The organism is Bartonella sp. PS17NMGDW (genome assembly GCF_042193555.1).
In the GTDB taxonomy this organism is placed as follows: Bacteria; Pseudomonadota; Alphaproteobacteria; order Rhizobiales; family Rhizobiaceae; genus Bartonella; species Bartonella grahamii.
This window is the reverse complement of the sequence record NZ_JBHILY010000011.1, coordinates 1-18,598: the sequence shown is the minus strand read 5'-3', so window position 1 is coordinate 18,598 and position 18,598 is coordinate 1. Positions and strand designations below refer to the sequence as shown.

At 36.2% G+C, this 18,598-nt stretch carries 13 protein-coding genes and 2 tRNA genes; 12 read left to right on the top strand and 3 right to left on the bottom strand.

Annotated features, from left to right (window positions below; translation table 11 throughout):
- Positions 1 to 13: 13 nt before the first annotated feature.
- The 8 genes from ACFIJK_RS07225 (at position 14) to mazG (ending at position 13,847) form a co-directional block, all read left to right on the top strand.
- Entirely contained in the window at positions 14 to 4,573 is a 4,560-nt protein-coding gene (locus ACFIJK_RS07225) for a hypothetical protein (protein ID WP_375627353.1), read from the top strand.
- A gap of 1,134 nt (positions 4,574 to 5,707) precedes the next feature.
- Positions 5,708 to 8,026, top strand: a complete 2,319-nt coding sequence (locus ACFIJK_RS07220; protein ID WP_375627352.1) for an NADP-dependent malic enzyme — start codon at positions 5,708 to 5,710, stop codon at positions 8,024 to 8,026.
- Positions 8,027 to 8,215: 189 nt separating this feature from the next.
- Complete coding sequence (locus ACFIJK_RS07215) at positions 8,216 to 8,500, top strand: acyl carrier protein (protein WP_005773457.1); 285 nt, start codon at positions 8,216 to 8,218, stop codon at positions 8,498 to 8,500.
- 10 nt (positions 8,501 to 8,510) lie between these two features.
- Positions 8,511 to 9,686, top strand: coding sequence for a beta-ketoacyl-ACP synthase (locus tag ACFIJK_RS07210; RefSeq protein ID WP_375627351.1), 1,176 nt, complete (start codon positions 8,511 to 8,513; stop codon positions 9,684 to 9,686).
- A 14-nt stretch (positions 9,687 to 9,700) separates the two neighbouring features.
- A complete protein-coding gene (locus ACFIJK_RS07205; RefSeq protein WP_375626446.1) occupies positions 9,701 to 10,975 on the top strand; it encodes a beta-ketoacyl-ACP synthase in 1,275 nt (424 codons plus the stop codon).
- Positions 10,976 to 11,033: 58 nt separating this feature from the next.
- Positions 11,034 to 12,062 (top strand): zinc-binding dehydrogenase, encoded by a 1,029-nt coding sequence (locus tag ACFIJK_RS07200; protein ID WP_375627350.1) that lies wholly within the window; start codon positions 11,034 to 11,036, stop codon positions 12,060 to 12,062.
- Between the two features lie 6 nt (positions 12,063 to 12,068).
- Complete coding sequence (locus tag ACFIJK_RS07195) at positions 12,069 to 12,998, top strand: lipid A biosynthesis lauroyl acyltransferase (protein ID WP_375627364.1); 930 nt, start codon at positions 12,069 to 12,071, stop codon at positions 12,996 to 12,998.
- Between the two features lie 33 nt (positions 12,999 to 13,031).
- Complete coding sequence (mazG, locus tag ACFIJK_RS07190) at positions 13,032 to 13,847, top strand: nucleoside triphosphate pyrophosphohydrolase (protein WP_375626442.1); 816 nt, start codon at positions 13,032 to 13,034, stop codon at positions 13,845 to 13,847.
- Positions 13,848 to 13,917: 70 nt separating this feature from the next.
- Here mazG and ACFIJK_RS07185 read toward each other — a convergent pair whose 3' ends face one another.
- Positions 13,918 to 14,283 (bottom strand): iron-sulfur cluster assembly accessory protein, encoded by a 366-nt coding sequence (locus tag ACFIJK_RS07185; protein WP_015856470.1) that lies wholly within the window; start codon positions 14,281 to 14,283, stop codon positions 13,918 to 13,920.
- Between the two features lie 605 nt (positions 14,284 to 14,888).
- Between ACFIJK_RS07185 and ACFIJK_RS07180 the strand changes: the two genes are divergently transcribed.
- Positions 14,889 to 14,965 (top strand) — tRNA-Pro (locus ACFIJK_RS07180).
- Between the two features lie 260 nt (positions 14,966 to 15,225).
- On the opposite strand, the gene ACFIJK_RS07175 is transcribed toward ACFIJK_RS07180, so the two are convergent.
- Complete coding sequence (locus ACFIJK_RS07175) at positions 15,226 to 15,693, bottom strand: Hsp20 family protein (protein ID WP_375626440.1); 468 nt, start codon at positions 15,691 to 15,693, stop codon at positions 15,226 to 15,228.
- 280 nt (positions 15,694 to 15,973) lie between these two features.
- On the opposite strand from ACFIJK_RS07175, the gene ACFIJK_RS07170 reads away from it, so the two are divergent.
- From ACFIJK_RS07170 to ACFIJK_RS07160, 3 genes are all read left to right on the top strand, one after another.
- Positions 15,974 to 16,891, top strand: a complete 918-nt coding sequence (locus tag ACFIJK_RS07170) for an alpha/beta hydrolase (protein WP_375627349.1) — start codon at positions 15,974 to 15,976, stop codon at positions 16,889 to 16,891.
- A gap of 713 nt (positions 16,892 to 17,604) precedes the next feature.
- Positions 17,605 to 17,967: a cell cycle two-component system response regulator CpdR gene (cpdR, locus tag ACFIJK_RS07165; protein ID WP_005773448.1), complete on the top strand. Its 363-nt coding sequence runs from the start codon at positions 17,605 to 17,607 to the stop codon at positions 17,965 to 17,967.
- A gap of 96 nt (positions 17,968 to 18,063) precedes the next feature.
- Positions 18,064 to 18,138: transfer RNA gene (locus ACFIJK_RS07160), tRNA-Val, on the top strand.
- A gap of 89 nt (positions 18,139 to 18,227) precedes the next feature.
- On the opposite strand, the gene ACFIJK_RS07155 is transcribed toward ACFIJK_RS07160, so the two are convergent.
- On the bottom strand, positions 18,228 to 18,598 hold a 371-nt coding region (locus tag ACFIJK_RS07155), incomplete at its 5' end, for an XRE family transcriptional regulator (protein ID WP_375627348.1).

Genomic DNA, 18,598 nt, shown 5'->3' with positions numbered 1-18,598 from the left:
GTACGAGGCGAGTATGGCACGCAGAACCAAATTGCAAACATTTGAAGTTGAAGTTGAAGAAGCCCTCACAAAAGCTATGAACTTTGATTTCAATGACACAGAATTTGAAACAATATCATCAAATAATTCTGAAAATATTGTTAATGTCGATGATCTGATTCAAAAAATTGCAATGGCAGAAGAAGAATTCTTTGCTGAAAACGGTACGTCAACTTTTGTTTCTAATATTCATGATGAAGCTGTTGTTGATAAATCCGTTGTTGAACAGCTTTTTGCTCCAAAACCTTCACCTGATATTTCAGGTGGGACTGTTCATAATACATTGTTATCTACAAAACTTCTTCCTGCAAATGATGATATAACAACCCCTGTAAATTTTGGACTATTAAAGCAGCGTTCTTCCTCTCGAGTCTACTGGTATACAACAGCGCTTAGTGCTTTATGGGCAACGGGAGGAGCTTTTATTGCGCATAAGCTCGCACCTACCGGACTCAGCTCCTTATCCAATATCAGCACTTTTGTTACATCCCCAACAGGACTCGCTGTAGCAGCCGGAACAGCAATTCCTATCCTTATATCTTGGGGCGTTGCTCAATTAACAAAACGTTCAAACGACTTGCATAATATTGCTCTTCTTATGACAAATGCTGCGCAGCGCCTTAGTGAACCACAACATTTATCTGAAAAACAAGCTATTGCTATAGGGCAAACCATTCGTGAAGAAGTAGCGGCAATGAACGAAGGTATTGAACGTACCCTCGGACGTGCTGTTGAACTTGAAGCAATCATACAAGGTGAAGTTCACAACCTAGAACAAGCCTATGCTGAGAATGAATCACGTATTCACACATTAATCAAAGAATTGAGCAATGAACGCATCGCCATTTTGAATCACGCAGATCGCGTACAATCAACAATTAAAGGAACCCAAGAACAACTGAGTGATGAATTTGGTTTAGTTACCTCTAAAATTGTAACCAATGTTGAGAAGCTTGCACAAACTCTCTCTCAAACTTTACAAAAACAAGGTGAAGACCTTGTTGAAAAACTTTCCTATGCCGGTGATGGCGTAACAAATCAGCTTGTTGAAAAATTTAACGAAACAACAACACAAATTCAGCAGAAAAACACAGAATTTTTTCATGAATTAGGAAAAAACTTCGATGGTTTTTCAAAACGATTTGATCATAATGAAAAGCAAATAGAAAAAACCTTTAATGAAACAGCTGAAAAAGCGGAAGTACATGTTGCTAAAATTGCCACACATATACAAGCAGTAACAGATCAAACTTTGCACGCTGTCGATGAAAAGTTTAAAGCCTTGGATCAAGCTCTTATTGATCGTAATAATCAATCTCTACAGAATTTTGATGAGAAGATCTTAAAGCTCGACGACCAAGCACATAAACTCTCTTCTAAATTTGATAACATAACCTCGCAAGCAATTGGAGCCTTTGAACAACGTTTAGCCACTGTTGATCTTTCTCTTAAAGAACATAGTGATTCCATCATTGATTCCTTTATAGAACGCAGTCAGGCTTTAGAGGATAATGCTGAAAAACTTGGTAACTTCTTGGAATCTCATGTCTTGAAAATAAATGAAAACCTCCAAGAAAAAACAGCAGACATTACCCATGCATTTACAAATGGACGTGAAGCTATTCTTTCTGCAATTGATAAAAGTAAAGAAAGCCTGAGAGAAGAAATTCAGTATGTCGACAATGCCATTGTTGATATCATCCAAGAACGTTCACAAGATTTTAAAGTACAACTTTCTGATCAACGAGCTCTTATGGCAGACATGCTCGATAACGAGAAGAATAAAATTGCGGATACATTAAGAAATCAAATTGATGTCTTGTCCCAAAACACTTCTCATATTGAAAAAGTTTTGGCTGACAATATTCAAGTCGTTGATAAACAAGCTGAAAATCATATTACAAACATCATTCAATGCACTGAAAAACTACAAGATGTCATTGTACAAAGCTGCAGTACAACCCAAGATGCTTTAGAAGCACAAGCGAGAAACATTGATATCCGTGCCGATGCTCTGCGTGACTCTTTAGCGATTAATAGTTTTTCTCTCAATGAAGTTCTTGCCGATCAAGCACGCACACTTGAGCAACGCATGGAAACAATCCATAATCTCATTGCAAAAAGTGATATACGTGTCGATGTTGCATTGAAACAACAAATAGATTTAGTTGAAAGTGCAATTGTCGCCAATAATAAGAACATTACTGAAACGGTTCAAGATCATATCAAAAACCTTGAAAACCATGCCGAAATTTTAAAGAACACTCTCTCTCAATCGAGTGGTGTTTTCTTTGAAACCCTTGAAACACGTATGGAATCATTCGATACAGATCTAGAAGATCGTGCACACAAAATTTTTGAACGAACAACAACGCTAGAGGAAACCTTATCTGAAAAATTTAGCCAAATCTGTGAAGCCATTGATATGCAAACATCTGTTATTGAGGAACGTTCTGACACGTTAAAAACGTCTCTCATGCTTAATAATGAGCAAAGTCAGATAATTCAACAAGCACTGGAAAGCAGTGTTGACAATATGCGTGTAACCTTAGAAGACTCTGTTAATATAGTTACAGATAACCTGCATAATAAGATTATAAAAGCTTCTGATATTCTTTCTTCTACGAGTGAACAAATTCTTTCATCTGTTACAAATGTTACTGCACAAGCAGAAAATATTCTCTCAGAATCAGGCAATCGCATTGTATCAAATGTCAAAAAAACTGTTTATGATACCAGTGAAAAAGTTCTGTCCGTTCTGTCTGAACAAACAGCGCATACTGTCGAAGCTTTCGCAACAGCCAGTCATAATGCACAAGCATTATTGAACGAAACCATTCACACATCAACAACAGCAATAGAGCAAGTTCTTAATGAACGCTGTGATGTTCTTCATCACTCTATGCAAAATTTTAAAAATAATTTAGGTTATCAACTTTCTGATGTAACGAGCCGTTTGGAAGTTGCAGAAAATCAAACAGCAACACAAATTTCAAAACATGTTGGAAAAATAACAGAGCTGACAAATCACTTAAATCAAGCAGCGCAAAATACGACAGAATCAATTGATTCTTTAACACAGCATATCGGTGAACAACTCTCTCTCTCCACACAAGAAGCTGAACAAAGAATTTATGCACACAATGAATTTTTAGTGAATAGCTTAACAAAAGCTAACTCTGAAACACTTCAAACAATAACGGTTATGAAGGAAGAACTTGTTAATAATGTCTCATCCGTCTTAACACAGTTGAATCAATCAATTTACAATTTTCACGAAAATAGTAATGTTTTATTATCAGCTGTTCAAAATATTGATGGTCAGTTTAATGAGAGTGCGAGTAATTTTTTCCGCAACACGGACCAAGTAGCAGAGCGTCTGTCAGCCTCAAATCAAGTGCTCAATAATAATGTTGAAATTCTGCAAGGACTTTCAAAGAATACCTTTGAACAAATTAATCATATAACGAGCAGTTTTGGTGAACATGCAAAAACACTTTCCCAAACTATTCATGTTCTTGAACAGTCTGAAAATTCACTGAGTGCAACACTTGAAGAAAAACATAATACGCTTTCTGTATTAAGTGATGCTCTTGTTTCAAAGTCTCATGAAATTAATCAAATGATTGGGCATTATGAAAAAATCTTCAACTCAGCACTTGAACGCTCTGATAAGAATGCACGTAACTCCACAAATTCATTCCAACAATCACTTAATAGGCTTGTTAGTGAAGCATCGGCGCGTTTTTCAGAAGCAGCAGAAGACATACGTCGCTCCGCTGATGAAGTTCGTTTAGAGCTTTCAAAGATTAATAATGATATCAATGAAAATGTTAAAAAACTTCCGGAAAAGACAAAAGAAACAACGCAAACAATTCGCACAGCTTTGAATGAACAGATTACAGCGTTACAAGATCTAGTCAGTGTTATACAAAATGATCAAAAGGGCGCAAAAAAACAGCTGATATCAGAATTTCCTGCATCATCAATGTTTAATCAAAGAAGTGACAATTCCACTGAGTCCGTTAAAAAGATCGTACCACCTAAGCCTATTCTGCAACAAGATCAAAGCAAAAAAAGACCAAATAAATGGGTGTCAAATCTCTTAGAAAGAGCTTCACGTGAAGAAACGTTTTATGATGCTCCCCCTAGTGATGATGTTTTAACATCAGTGCAAACAAAACCATCTCCTGCAAACTGCTCTCTTAATTCATTAGCTTCTGGTATAGTGCAAGCTATTAATCACAATGCCATTGTTGAGCTATGGGATCATTATCAACGTGGACAAAAAAACATCGTAACAGAACGCCTTTATACCTTAAATGGACAAAAAATATTTGAAATGATTAAGAGAAAATATATGAGCGATTTTGAGTTTAAACGTTCAGTGAATCAATATGTTACAGATTTTGAAAAACTCTTACGTGATATATCGCGCAGTTCTGGTTCTTCCAGCTCAGTTCGCAAATACCTGATATCAGATACCGGAAAAGTTTATACTATGCTTGCTCATGCAAGTGGTCGAATCCAATAAAAAATAAAAAAAGTGGAAAAAGATATTTTTTCCACTTTTTTCCTCTCCAGTTGTTTTAATGGCTCATTGTAGAGTACTTTGCTTTTAACTGCAGCTTTGTACTTCAAAGGCTGGGATAATTGGCGTGCGGTCTTCTGTGATATCCTAAGCAATAACCCTAAAGAAGCGTAATGACTTATAAAACAACATATCATTCTAAGAATGATAAAGCATATTTTCTATTTCCTTATCTTTTTCTTAACTCCTTTATTTTTCATAGTTTCATAAAGGTACAAAATAGGTAATAATTATTTTTGCTAATTGTGAAAAAATTCCGTGCTTTTACATTAAAATAGCTCATAGAAACATTTCTATTTATTTTTTTAATGTTTTTTATCCACACATTACTCTCGTTTGAATTATGTAAGTAAATATTTTTTATTATATTAGGTGAATTTTAAATAAAAGAATCTTATTGTATTCAAATTTCCCATCCAACATACGAAATGATGCATTATAAATTATAAAGAAAAGCGTTATGGAAAATATATGATTTTCATGTTATAAAATCCGCAATTACAGCCATTTCAGCCACATCTTTGTTTATTAAAACACATAATTGTTAGTATATAAAAAATACAGCTTTCACTATTAAGAATCCAATTAAACAATGAACAACACCACTTCCATTTTCAACATTCCAGTCTCCTTTAAAATAGCTGAATAAACAATTTATAAATTACAAATTGTTATTTAAAATTTCTTGTACCTCCGTATGAAACTTTAAATAAAATATATATTTTATAAAAAATGGATGAAATTGATAGGAAATGTTCTTCTGTTCTTTCCTTATTTTGTAAACATTGCAAAAAAATAATGGCTTGATAATGTAATCGTTAGAAAATATTTTATTTTTTTGTAAACTAATCAATTTTTATGAGTTTTATTAAGGAGAGAGAAAGAAAAGTGCTGCTATCAATGAAATTATTCATGCACACAAACAAAAAGAATCATCAAACTGGTTTTACGATCCAGAAGAGTTTGCTCATGCTCATGCATTTTGATATTCAGAGAAATGAGGATCTATTAGTGGACAAAACCTTATCGTAGATGGAACATTTCATATACACATACGCTAACTTGGATATCATAAAAATGCCTAGAGAACGAAATAGTGATTTCAGTTCACCAAAAGCTGAACTTGACAGTGCCGCACTTTTTTATCACCAATACCCAAAACCTGGAAAATTGGAAATACAAGCAACAAAACCTCTTGATAATCAACGTGATTTAGCTCTTGCTTACTCTCCAGGCGTTGCAGCACCATGTCTTGCGATTCATGAAGATCCCAATCTTGCTGCTCAATATACCTCCCGTGCTAATTTAGTCGCTGTTATATCCAATGGAACTGCTGTTCTTGGTTTAGGAAACATTGGTCCACTGGCGTCAAAGCCAGTTATGGAAGGCAAAGCAGTTTTATTTAAAAAATTTGCGAATATTGATGTTTTTGATATTGAAATTGATGCATCCGATATAGAACAAATGGTGCAAACAATATCGACCTTAGAACCTACATTTGGTGGTATTAATCTTGAAGACATTAAGGCTCCTGAATGTTTTGACATCGAAGAAAAGCTTCGTGCTAAAATGAATATTCCAGTTTTTCATGATGACCAACATGGAACTGCCATTATTGTTTCTGCGGCTGTATTAAATGCCTTAAATCTTTCAGGAAAAAAAATTGAAAATGCAAAAATAGTTACCTCAGGTGCAGGTGCTGCTGCCCTAGCTTGTCTTAATCTTTTGGTTCGTCTTGGGGCGAAAGTTGAAAATATTTGGCTTAGTGACTTAGAGGGAGTTGTTTATGAAGATCGCAAGACCCTTATGGATCGTTGGAAAATCAATTACGCACAAAAAACAGACGCACGAACTTTATCTGATATTATTGATGATGCAGATATTTTTCTAGGCCTATCTGCGGGTGGTGTTTTAAAGCCTGAATATCTTAAAAGAATGGCTCAAAATCCACTCATTTTAGCACTGGCTAATCCAGTACCAGAAATTATGCCTGAAGAAGCACGCTCTATACGACCAGACGCAATGATCTGTACAGGACGCTCTGATTATCCCAATCAAGTTAATAATGTCCTTTGTTTTCCCTATATCTTCCGTGGTGCATTAGACGTAGGTGCTAGTGCAATTAATGAAGAAATGAAAATGGCCGCTGTTCATGCGATTGCTGCCCTTGCACGTGAAGAAACTTCAGATGTTGTAGCACGTGCATACTCAAAAGAACCACCCAATTTTGGACCAGACTATCTGATCCCCTCTCCTTTTGATCCGCGTTTAATACTGCGTATTGCTCCCGCTGTTGCTAAAGCAGCAATGGCAACTGGTGTCGCCATTCGTCCCATTGAAGATATGGAAGCCTACTATGATATCCTCAATCGATTTGTCTTTCTTTCTGGTTTAACAATGAAACCTGTTTTTGCTGCAGCAAAAACAGCAAAACGTAAACGCGTCATCTATGCGAATGGTGAAGATGAACGCGTCCTTCGTGCAGCACAAGTTGTCATTGAAGAACAAACAGCAACGCCTCTCCTTATCGGCCGTCCACATGTCGTAGAAGCAAGATTAAAACGCTTTGGTTTAAGAATTCGTCCTGGTATAGATTTTGAATTAACAAACCCTGAAGATGATCCACGTTTTCGTGATTATGTTAATTTATTTTTTCATTATACAGGAAGACGTGGTGTTACGCCTGAAATGGCAAAAACAGTAGTGAGAACATCAACAACGGCTATTGCTGCCCTTGCTGTCATGCGTGAAGAAGCAGATGCAATGATTTGCGGCTTAGAAGGACGTTTTGAACGTCAACTTGAATTAATTGAACAAATTATTGGTCTTGATCCTAATGTTCACCGTTTTTCTGCTATGAGTTTGCTTATCTCTCAACAACGTACTCTTTTCCTCACAGATACTTACGTCAATGAAAATCCTTCTGCAGAAGAAATCGCTGAAATGACTGTATTGGCAGCTCAAGAAGTTGAAGCATTTGGAATAACACCAAAAGCAGCCTTATTATCACACTCAAACTTTGGTTCTAAAAACACAGAAAGTGCGCGTAAAATGCGACGTGCAACAGAAATTCTTGCCAAATTACACCCTGAATTAGAAGCAGATGGTGAAATGCATGGTGATACTGCTCTTTCCAAAGTTTTTCGTGATCGTGTTTTTCCTGATTCTCGTCTTAAAAGTGAAGCTAATTTGCTTGTCTTTCCAACACTTGATGCAGCCAATATCACGCTCAACACTGTTAAAAGCCTCACAAATGCACTCCATGTTGGTCCTATTCTAATCGGGGCAGCACGTCCCGCCCATATCTTAACGCCTTCAGTAACTTCACGGGGAGTTGTTAATATAACAGCCCTTGCTGTCCTTGCGGCCAATAGAAAAAATAGTCTCGTAAAATAAATGCGCAATAAAATTTCAAAGTTTTTTAAAAATTGAGATATAGTGTTTCATGTACTGTAAACCTCTTATCTCTATAGATAAAGACAGCTATATTCTGGATTAAGTCTTTTTTTAAAATAAAAAAAAGGCTAGAAGAACAATATTAAATGTATTTTGAATTTACTAACTCTATAATAAGGAATCCGTACATTGCCTTCCACGTTTGATAAAGTTGCTGATATCATTGCAGAAATCAGTGAAATTGATCGCAATACTATTACACCTGAAAGTCATACAATTGACGATCTAGGAATCGACAGTCTTGATTTTCTTGATATTGTTTTCGCTATTGATAAAGCTTTCGGAATAAAAGTCCCTCTAGAACAATGGACACAAGAAGTCAACGAAGGTACTGTTGCAACAGAAGAATACTTTGTTCTTAAAAACCTTTGTGCAAAAATTGATGATCTCGTTGCCTTAAAACAGGCGGAATAGTTTTTTCACCATGCATGATCAATCTGTATTCATCACTGGCATAGGAATCATAAGCTCTCTGGGGGAAGGAACTGATCAACATTGGAATCTCTTAAATGATCCAATCCGTACACCAAACCTAGATTATACAACTTTTTTACCCTACACGGTTCATAAATTGCCCGAAATTGATTGGAGTTTACAAATTCCTAAAAAAAGTGATCAACGGCAAATGGGAACATGGCAGCGTCTTGGTACCTATGCGGCTGGTCTTGCTCTTGATGATGCTGGCATGAAAAATAATGAACAACTCACTTCAACAATGGATATGATCGTAGCAGCAAGTGGAGGAGAGCGTGATATTACTGTTGATACACATATTCTTTCTAAAGCGCGCACAGTTGCCGATCATGCTTCTATGTTAAATGTTGCTCTTTCAACCGAACTTCGTCCAACATTATTTTTAGCACAACTTTCAAACCTTTTGGCAGGAAACATTTCAATTGTTCATAAAGTCACTGGATCATCTCGTACATTTATGGGAGAAGAAGGTAGTGGGCTTTCTGCGCTTCAAATTGCTGTAGCTCGTATTAAATCAGGTCAAAGTACCCATGCTCTTGTAGGAGGTTCCTATAATGCACAAAGTTATGATATGTTGTTGGCGCATGAGCTTGGTGGTCTTTTAACCCATAATGGATGGAGCCCAGTGTGGAATCGTGAAATCCACCCCGGCGGCGGTATTATAGCCGGTTCTGGTGGTATCTTCCTAGTTCTTGAAAGTGGAGAACATGCAGAAAAGCGCAACGCACGTGCTTATGCTGAAATTAGCCAAATTATTACAGACCAAACAGATAGAACCAAAATTCCACTTAGAGAATCAATTGCAACAATGTTAAAAACTGCGAGTGCTAAATCTGCCCTAGCCATTTCAGCAGCCTCAGGAGCTCACGAAGCAACAAAAGCAGAACAAAATGCTCTTGATGATGCTGATCTATCTTACCGTGGCATTACAACATTATTTGGTTATATGCGGGAAGCACAATTTCCTCTAGCTCTAGCTCTTGCAGCACTTTCAATTGAAAAAAACCACTGTTTTCCAGCGTTAAGTCCTCATGAAAAACCTTTTTCTAAAGAAGTACGTGAAATATTTGTTACAACTATTGGCATAAAAAGAGCTGAAGGTATTGTGCGTCTTACAGCTGTTTGAAGGGGATTTCTATCGTGAAATATCATGATCATTTTGGGCGTCCACTTGTCGCAATAACTGGGGCAGGCATTGTCACATCACTGGGACAAGGGAAACATGAAAATTGGCAAAAATTAACAAGCGGTATAAGCGGTATCCACAAAATAACACGTTTTCCCGTTGAGGGATTAAATACATATATTGCTGGAACAATTGATTTTCTCAAAGAAAGTACACTTGGTGCTTCAGCTCTTTCTGAGAAGCTTGCACATCTTGCTGCTGAAGAAGCTTTGGAACAAGCTGCTATTGATATAAAAAATTTTAATGGACCACTCTTTCTAGCAGCTCCTCCTGTTGAACTTGAATGGACCGCACGTTTTAGTCTTGATCAAGAGCAAGAATTCAATAATGAACCTTCTTATGCACATCTTCTTAAAGTCTGTAAGGATAAACTCCATGAAACGCTTTTTGAAACCACACAATTTGGTGCAATTGCAGAAAAACTTCAAAAAACATTTGGCACAAAAGGACTTCCTGTTACACTTTCCACTGCTTGTGCATCTGGTGCAACAGCAATTCAATTAGGTGTTGAGTCTATTAGACGGGGAGAGACAAATCGAGCTCTCATAATTGCGACAGATGGATCAGTTTCAGCAGAATCTCTCATCCGTTTTTCGTTACTATCCGCTCTTTCAACCCAAAATGATCCTGCTGAAAAAGCAGCAAAACCCTTTAGCCGTGATCGAGATGGATTTGTTATGGCAGAAGGCTCAGGTGCTTTTGTTCTTGAATCTCTTCAAAGCGCATTAAACCGTAATGCTACAGTTTTAGGAATTTTAGCTGGCTGTGGAGAAACAGCCGATGATTTCCACCGTACACGTTCAAAACCCGATGCATCACCAGCAATTGAATCCGTTCGCAAAGCTTTAGACGATGCAAAAATAACCATCAATGAAATTGATTATATTAATGCACATGGAACTTCAACACCTGAAAATGAGAAAATGGAATATCTTGCATTATCAACAGTATTCGGTGATCTTTTAGAGCATATTCCAGTCTCTTCTAATAAATCAATGATTGGGCATACATTAACTGCTGCTGGTGCAATAGAAGCGGTTTTTTCGCTTTTAACCATTCAATCGGGGATACTTCCACCTACAATAAATTATGATAATCCTGACCCTGCTATCCCTTTAGATGTTGTTCCTCATCATAGCCGTAAAGCCTGTGTCAATGCGGTTTTGTCCAACTCATTTGGATTTGGTGGTCAAAATATGAGTCTTGTCATCACTGCATATAAAGGATAATCCTTTAATAATAAAATTTTATAACGCTAACCTAATAACATATTTAAAGGGGATGGTAATGCGTGCACTGCAGCTCTTCGATGATCGTCGGCTTGAAATCACTAATATTTCCCCGCCATCTTCACCTAGTCTAGGTGAAGTAACTGTGCGGATAAAAGCCGTTGCTCTTAATCATATTGATGTATGGGGATGGCGTGGCATGGCTTTTGCGAAAAGAAAAATGCCACTCATCATTGGTGCAGAAGCCTCTGGTGAGGTTATACAAATAGGAGATGGCGTTGAACATCTCCAACTTGGACAGATTGTCTCAATTTATGGTGCACAAACCTGCGGAGTATGCCAAGCTTGTCATGAAGGACGGGATAATCTTTGCAGCCATGTAAAGGGAGTCTACGGTTTTCACCTTGATGGATTTGCGTGTGAGCTTGTCAATTTGCCAGCACGTTTATTAGTTCCATCACCTCCTCAATGTGATGAATTGCAGGCAGCGGTTGCTCCAATTACTTTTGGTACCGTAGAACATATGCTTTTCGATAACGCAAAACTACAAGCAGGAGAAACAATCCTGATACAGGCTGGTGGTTCAGGTATTGGCTCTGCAGCCATTCAACTTGCAAAACACATGGGCTGTACAGTTATCACAACTGTAGGTTCAGATAAAAAAATTGCAAAAGCACACTCTCTTGGAGCAGATCATGTGATTAATTATCGTAAAGATCGTTTTGAAGGTATAGTGCGTAAATTAACCCAAAAAAAAGGTGTTGACGTTGTTTTTGAGCATGTTGGTGTAGATACATGGAACGGTTCTTTGTTATGTATGAAAAAAGGAGCACGCTTAGTGACTTGCGGTTCTACCTCTGGTGTTTCAGCACCAATAAATCTCATGCAATTATTCCAGCAACAGCTTAAGATATTCGGTTCATTTGGCTGCCGTATGGAAAATATGAAAAATGCCATGCAAAAAATGGCACAAAAAGCCGTACACCCTGTCATTGATACAATTGTTGGGCTGGATGAAATTGATACAGCTTTAAAACGAATGGAGAGTCGTGATGTTTTTGGTAAAATTATCCTTAAAGTCGATTAAATCATGATGAAGCTTTCTCTTAAAAATCTCATATATCTTATTAAAATTATAGCTAAAAAAATATCCTACTTGTTATGGGCGTATCTGCTCTTTGGTTCTTTATTTATTCTAAAATGCTTTCCTGCCAAAATGGGAGTCTCTTTTTTTTCTTGGTTGGTAAAAAAAATTGGTCCCCTTTTACATCGTCATCAAATCACACTTACAAATCTTAGAGGTGCATATCCAGAAAAAACAGAGCAAGAACTCCATGCGATTGCAATAGAAATGTGGGAAAATATAGGACGTTTCCTAGCCGAATATATTTTTCTTGATAAAATTTTTGATTTTGATCCTCATGCGGACGAGCCAGGTTTCATTGAAGTTAAAGGCGTTGAAATATTTGAGCGATTAAAAAATGAAAAAAAACCACATATTTTTTTCACCGCACATACTGGAAATTTTGAACTTCTGCCTATTTGTGCACAAAGTTTTGATCTTAATGTTACGGTATTATTTAGACCACCCAATAATCCCTATGTTGCCAAACGAGTCCTTAAAGCACGACAAACTTCTATGGGGCATCTTATTCCCTCCAAGGCCGGTGCAGCATGGGCACTAGCAGCCAAATTAGAAGAAGGTGAAAATGTTGGTATGCTCGTTGATCAAAAATTTCGCCGCGGTATCATGGGAACATTTTTTAACAGACCTCTTAAAACAAATCCCTTAATTATAAAACTTGCTCGACAATATGACTGTGATATTTATCCAGCACGTTGTATTCGTTTGCCCAATGGACGTCATCGTTTAGAATTATATGAACATATAGAACTTCCACGTGATGAAAAAAATGATATCGATATAGCTGCTTCTACGCAAAAATTAAATGATATTGTTGAATCTTGGGTCCGTGAATATCCTGGACAATGGATGTGGTTACATAGACGTTGGGACATCTAACATAAGGCTCTATTGCTTACAAAGGAAGTGCAAATGTTAGCCTCAAAAGACATCAAAGATCTCGTTGCAATTATCACTGCATTACGAAATTCTGATAGCGGTTGTATCTGGCATAAAAAACAAACTTTTGAATCCCTCATACCCTATATGCTCGAAGAAGTTTACGAAGTCATCGATGCCATTGAACGAAAAAACCGAAAGGATCTCTGTGAAGAACTTGGAGATCTCCTTTTACAAGTTATCTATCATGCTACCATTGCACAAGAAGAAGGCAGCTTTACTTTTGAAGATGTTGTTTATGCAATCACGGCAAAAATGATTCGACGCCATTCTCACGTTTTTGGAAATGCCGAGCAAAAAAAACGAGGATTTATAAAAGAGGAGTGGGAATATATAAAAAAAAGAGAACAGGTTGAACAAAAAAGTTTGTGCGAAGAAAAAAACAACAATTCCTCCACAAGCATACTCGCACAAGTAAAACAAATCCAGCCAGCAAACCAAGAGGCACTTTCTTTACAAGAAGCAGCAGCTAAAGTAGGTTTTGATTGGAAAAAAAGTGATAAAGTTTTTGAAAAAATAGAAGAAGAACTCGAAGAGCTTAAAGAAGCCATCAAAAATAAACAAAATTCAGAGATAGAAGAAGAGTTTGGAGATCTCTACTTTATTCTCCTTAATCTCGCACGCCACTTAGGGATAGATTCACAAAAAGCATTAAAAAAAACGAATATAAAATTTCGAAACCGTTTTGCCTATATTGAAGAAAAGCTATCCACTCAATCTAAAACACTCACTGACGCATCCCTGAATGAAATGGAAGCGCTTTGGAAGCAAGCTAAAAATGAACAATAAAAAATACTAGATTTCTTCTACCTCAAAGAACAAGTTCCTCTAAAATTACTGAATTATAATTCAGCTCAGCTCAATTTGTTTTATATTGATCCTGCGTAGCAGGACGAAGTTCCACCGATTCGCCACACCCACATGCTGAAACTTGATTAGGATTTTTAAAGACAAAACCAGAACGAAGCGTTGTCACTTCATAATCCATCTGCGTCCCTAATAAAAATAACACCGCATCATGTGCTACGAAAACACGGGCACCATTCACTTCAACAACATCCGCATCTATCCCCTTTTCTTTGACAAGAGTAATTGTATACTCCATCCCTGCACAACCACCTTTTTTGATACCAACAAGAATACCCTGTGCATCTTTTGCATCCATAATCGCTTTAACACGATCCACTGCTGCTTCTGTCAAATTTATTACCGAAAAACGGCTCATCATTTACTCTTTTCTTAGTTCAATAGACACTTTGAAAGTTTTTCCTCTATAGTATTTTAGAAAAAAACAACAAAACATAAATTAAAGTATTCTGACCTTGTTTATTTGGATAAAAACGCGTACCCGTAAAATGAGATTTATGATTATACAATCCAGAACTTACAATTTTTTGTCCACATAAAACGCAAAATACCTCGTCTATAAAAACTCTAAACAAAGGAAAACGTTTCAATACCATACATTCCCTCCTCTCCTTTTGAAAATCTTTATCTTTTTAGAAAAGTAACGATTAGATAAGGAAAAAATATACCTCCCGTACTCATTTGCTCCCCCCTTCTCCAATTCATACCCCTAAAGCCACCAATCTTACCCTTCACAATCTGCAAAAGTAATTAAATGCATAGATCTATTAACTATAGAGCTAAAAATTTAATGATTACAAAGAATTTTACAGATTCGTTATGTATCTTGAATTGATAACAAAATAGTGATGTCTAAAATTTTTACTTTCAAAAGCTCTAAGTGCAAGAGCATTTTAGATTTTATTCTGTTTATTTTTTCTCTTGCCTTTAAAGAAACAGTCATTTAATCGTTTTACACAAACTCGGAGCGTAGCGCAGCTTGGTAGCGCACTTGACTGGGGGTCAAGGGGTCGTGGGTTCAAATCCCGCCGCTCCGACCATTTTTTAAATGCTATAAAATAAAAAAATAAGCTTACTTAAAAAGTGGATTATCATGCATTTCAATTAGCACATACATGGATTTTTTCTTCAACGTAGAATAATGTTCAATAACATTTTATCATAAACTCGAAATAAGCGGTTTTATTAAAATAAGCTTCGTTCTGAGGAGAACACACACAAAACGCGAGACCTTTTGCCTCGCGTTTTTTATTCTTCAGAAAAATTTATAATTATTCGGTCTCATATTTTCTAAATTTTCCTACACGACAATATCACTGTTATCATTTTTTGTAATGGATGGTGACATCTGTACGGTTATTTTTTTGGGTTTTAATTCAGCTGGCATTTCCCTTTTAAGCTGAATATGAAGAAGCCCATCTCCAAGTTCTGCTCCAATAACCTTAACATGATCAGCCAAATGAAAACGCCGTTCAAAAGCACGCGAAGCAATGCCTCGATAAAGGAATTCTCGCTCTTCATCATCATTTTCAGACTTTCTGTCTCCCTTAACGATCAGCTGGTTACAATGCGTTTCAATATCAATTTCATCTTGAGAGAAACCAGCAACAGCCATAGAAATTCTATAAGAATCTTCAGTTAAACGCTCGATATTATAAGGGGGATAAGAAGAAACTTCATTTGGTTGTGTTCTAGAATCAAACCAGTTAAAAAGATGATCAAAACCTACTGTGGAACGATAAAATGGTGAAAAATCTACCTGACGCATAATATTGCCCTCCTCTAGAGCGACTATAATTTAACAATCAATTCACAAAGTTCCCAAATGGCAAACTTACTTGTGAACCTGCGGCCCCATCATGGCAACCACACTATATTATCTGGTAATTGTTTTTCTTTATTTCAACTCTTTGGAACCTAAATTGATAAAAACTATCTAAAAAGCAATATACCCCTTTTAAAATCCTTTTTCTTCATTACATAAATGTCAAAGTCCTCTCATTATCTCACGTTGCACTAAGCGGCAAATACACTGTAAAGGATTTCAATTGGAAACACCTATTTATCCCATAGACTGGGCTTCCACTCCTCCTAATATCCATCATGGTACTCTTAAAATAGCAATAGATCACGAAATTCGTTTTGCGATAACATATCCTGAGGTGGAAAAATCTAAGGGAACAATTGTTATTCTCAAAAGCTACGCAAGTACTTTAGAAAAATATTTTTTATTAATAAATGAAATTTCTAACCGCGGTTTTCATACAGCAATATTTGACTGGTTTGATCAAGAAAAAAAATCCTTCAAGATAAGAAAACAAAGCCGACATCATTGTTTTGATATAAATATTGATATTAATGACTTATATGAATTTCTTAAAAATATTGTTTATCCTAATTGTCCGCCTCCTTACTCTATGCTCGCCTATGGTATAGGTGGATTGATGGCACTTAGCGGATTAGATCTCATTAATCATCGGTTTAATAAATTGCTCTGTGTTTCTCCCCTTTTTGCTCCATTCGGTAATAAAACGAATGGTTTTCAACATAAATTAACACAATTTCTTTCTGATATAGGTCTTGGCTTTATACCAGCGAAAGATGGGAAAAAATTAAACAAAACAAAACAAAACAATATACAATTGGGACACATGCATAAAGTGCCGTTCCATTCCATTAAGCCCCCAACATCCCAATGGATGGCATCGGTATTTAATGCGATCGATTCTATGAAAAGAAATGTACTCCACGGAGATTTACGAATTCCAACACTCTTTATTCTTGCCAATCAAAACAATATTGCAAATAACATTGAAGTGCGGCAATTATGCCAACACACACACCTGACAGAAAGTATTACTATTACAGGCGCTGAACTGGACACAATCATGGTTAATGAAAATTATAAAAAGCAATTTTGGGCTGCATTTGATGCATTTATTCCCGATAATGTATCTGTAAAATAACACTAAATCTTAATTTCCACTCCGCCCCATAAAAAATTTCTACGAGTGTTGGATCTACAAACACTTCTTAATACAACGGATTTTACTTTCCAACCACTCATATGATTCGTTTTCTAGCCTCTACAGGCAAGCCATGACCTAAATATTTCACCAGGCATTCTAATAAAAACTATTATATAAATAAAAATATTTTGTATAATTAATAAAAATGAAGATAATAAATCTATCTTAATATAGCATGATACATATTTATAAATAAATCATCAAAATACTATTTTTGATATATTATTAAGTGTTAATTTAATATTATATTTAGAAAAATAATAGTTTTTATCTATTTAAGGAAAAAAAACTGAAAATAAAGCGCATTTATAATATTTATTACAAATCTCTATAAAAACAAATAACTATAAAATTTCTATTTTTAGGAGAACTTTTTAAAAACAATAAATTAACATAATATTCTTCTAATTTCTCGATATAGAATGAATCACCTTAAAAGTTCTAGAGAACCCCTTCTTTTTTCAAAATCACATATATTTTGAATTTAACCAACTCACAACGAATATGCTGTATTCTGAATAAGAATGTAAGAATTAACCATTTTGCCATTCATTTCAATTATGAGCATTTTACCGTCTTTTTTATAAATACTCTATATTGTATAATTGATGCGGCAAAACTCTGACAAATGGAGCCATTGGAACATAATCATGAAACGAATCCTGCTCGCAGAAGATGATAACGATATGCGTCGCTTTCTCGTAAAAGCCTTAGAACGTGCAGGCTACGAAGTCGCCGATTTCGATAATGGTATTAGCGCGTATGAACGTTTACAAGAAGAGCCATTTTCCCTTCTCCTGACTGATATTGTGATGCCAGAGATGGACGGAATCGAACTCGCACGACGTGCTACTGAGATTGACCCCGATTTACGAGTAATGTTCATTACAGGTTTTGCAGCGGTAGCACTCAATTCAAATAGTGATGCCCCTCCTGATGCAAAGGTTCTCTCTAAGCCATTTCACTTACGTGAACTCGTCAATGAGGTTGAAAAGATCCTTATCGCTGCTTAAAAAGTATTTTTTAAGTTATTTGCATCTGTTGAAAGAGAAAACGAAATTAGGCATTGACGTTTGTCATTCTATATGGTGTATGCAACATCAATGAATGGGCGTGTAGCTCAGCGGGAGAGCACTACGTTGACATCGTAGGGGTCACAGGTTCAATCCCTGTCACGCCCACCAGATTCTTTTTCTTATCCTATAACTTGCTGTATTTATACATCTTTTTTACGGTGAGGAATGTCTGAATAAAGTTAGAGGAATAGGGTTTTTTAACATTTCTCTACAAAGGTAGCATTTTTCTCTCTGTTTGATTCGCGAATTACTTCTGGTATTTGTTTGAATTTTTCTAAATCCTCTTGTGTAAAAATATCTATAAATCTAGAAAACATGCCAACAGCTTCACGCCTCAACGGATCAGAAGTCTTGATTGTAAAACTTTTGCGACAAGCATAAGCTGCTTTTCTTAAGAGTAAAGCCTTCTCTTGATCTAAAGCATAGAGTTCAATTATCTTTTGTCCTACAGGAACAGATTTTTTGCCAATCTCGACAGAAGATAAAAATGCTACAGATATGTCTAATTTCTTAGCCATATCTAAGAGGCGTTCTGAATGATCAACCCGAAGTTTCCGTAAAATTTTAC

Coding starts and splice junctions, on each gene's coding strand:
- ACFIJK_RS07225 (WP_375627353.1), top strand. CDS start 14: ATGGCACGCAGAACCAAATTGCAAACATTTGAAGTTGAAGTTGAAGAA.
- ACFIJK_RS07220 (WP_375627352.1), top strand. CDS start 5,708: ATGCCTAGAGAACGAAATAGTGATTTCAGTTCACCAAAAGCTGAACTT.
- ACFIJK_RS07210 (WP_375627351.1), top strand. CDS start 8,511: ATGCATGATCAATCTGTATTCATCACTGGCATAGGAATCATAAGCTCT.
- ACFIJK_RS07200 (WP_375627350.1), top strand. CDS start 11,034: ATGCGTGCACTGCAGCTCTTCGATGATCGTCGGCTTGAAATCACTAAT.
- ACFIJK_RS07195 (WP_375627364.1), top strand. CDS start 12,069: ATGAAGCTTTCTCTTAAAAATCTCATATATCTTATTAAAATTATAGCT.
- mazG (WP_375626442.1), top strand. CDS start 13,032: ATGTTAGCCTCAAAAGACATCAAAGATCTCGTTGCAATTATCACTGCA.
- ACFIJK_RS07185 (WP_015856470.1), bottom strand. CDS start 14,283: ATGAGCCGTTTTTCGGTAATAAATTTGACAGAAGCAGCAGTGGATCGT.
- ACFIJK_RS07175 (WP_375626440.1), bottom strand. CDS start 15,693: ATGCGTCAGGTAGATTTTTCACCATTTTATCGTTCCACAGTAGGTTTT.
- cpdR (WP_005773448.1), top strand. CDS start 17,605: ATGAAACGAATCCTGCTCGCAGAAGATGATAACGATATGCGTCGCTTT.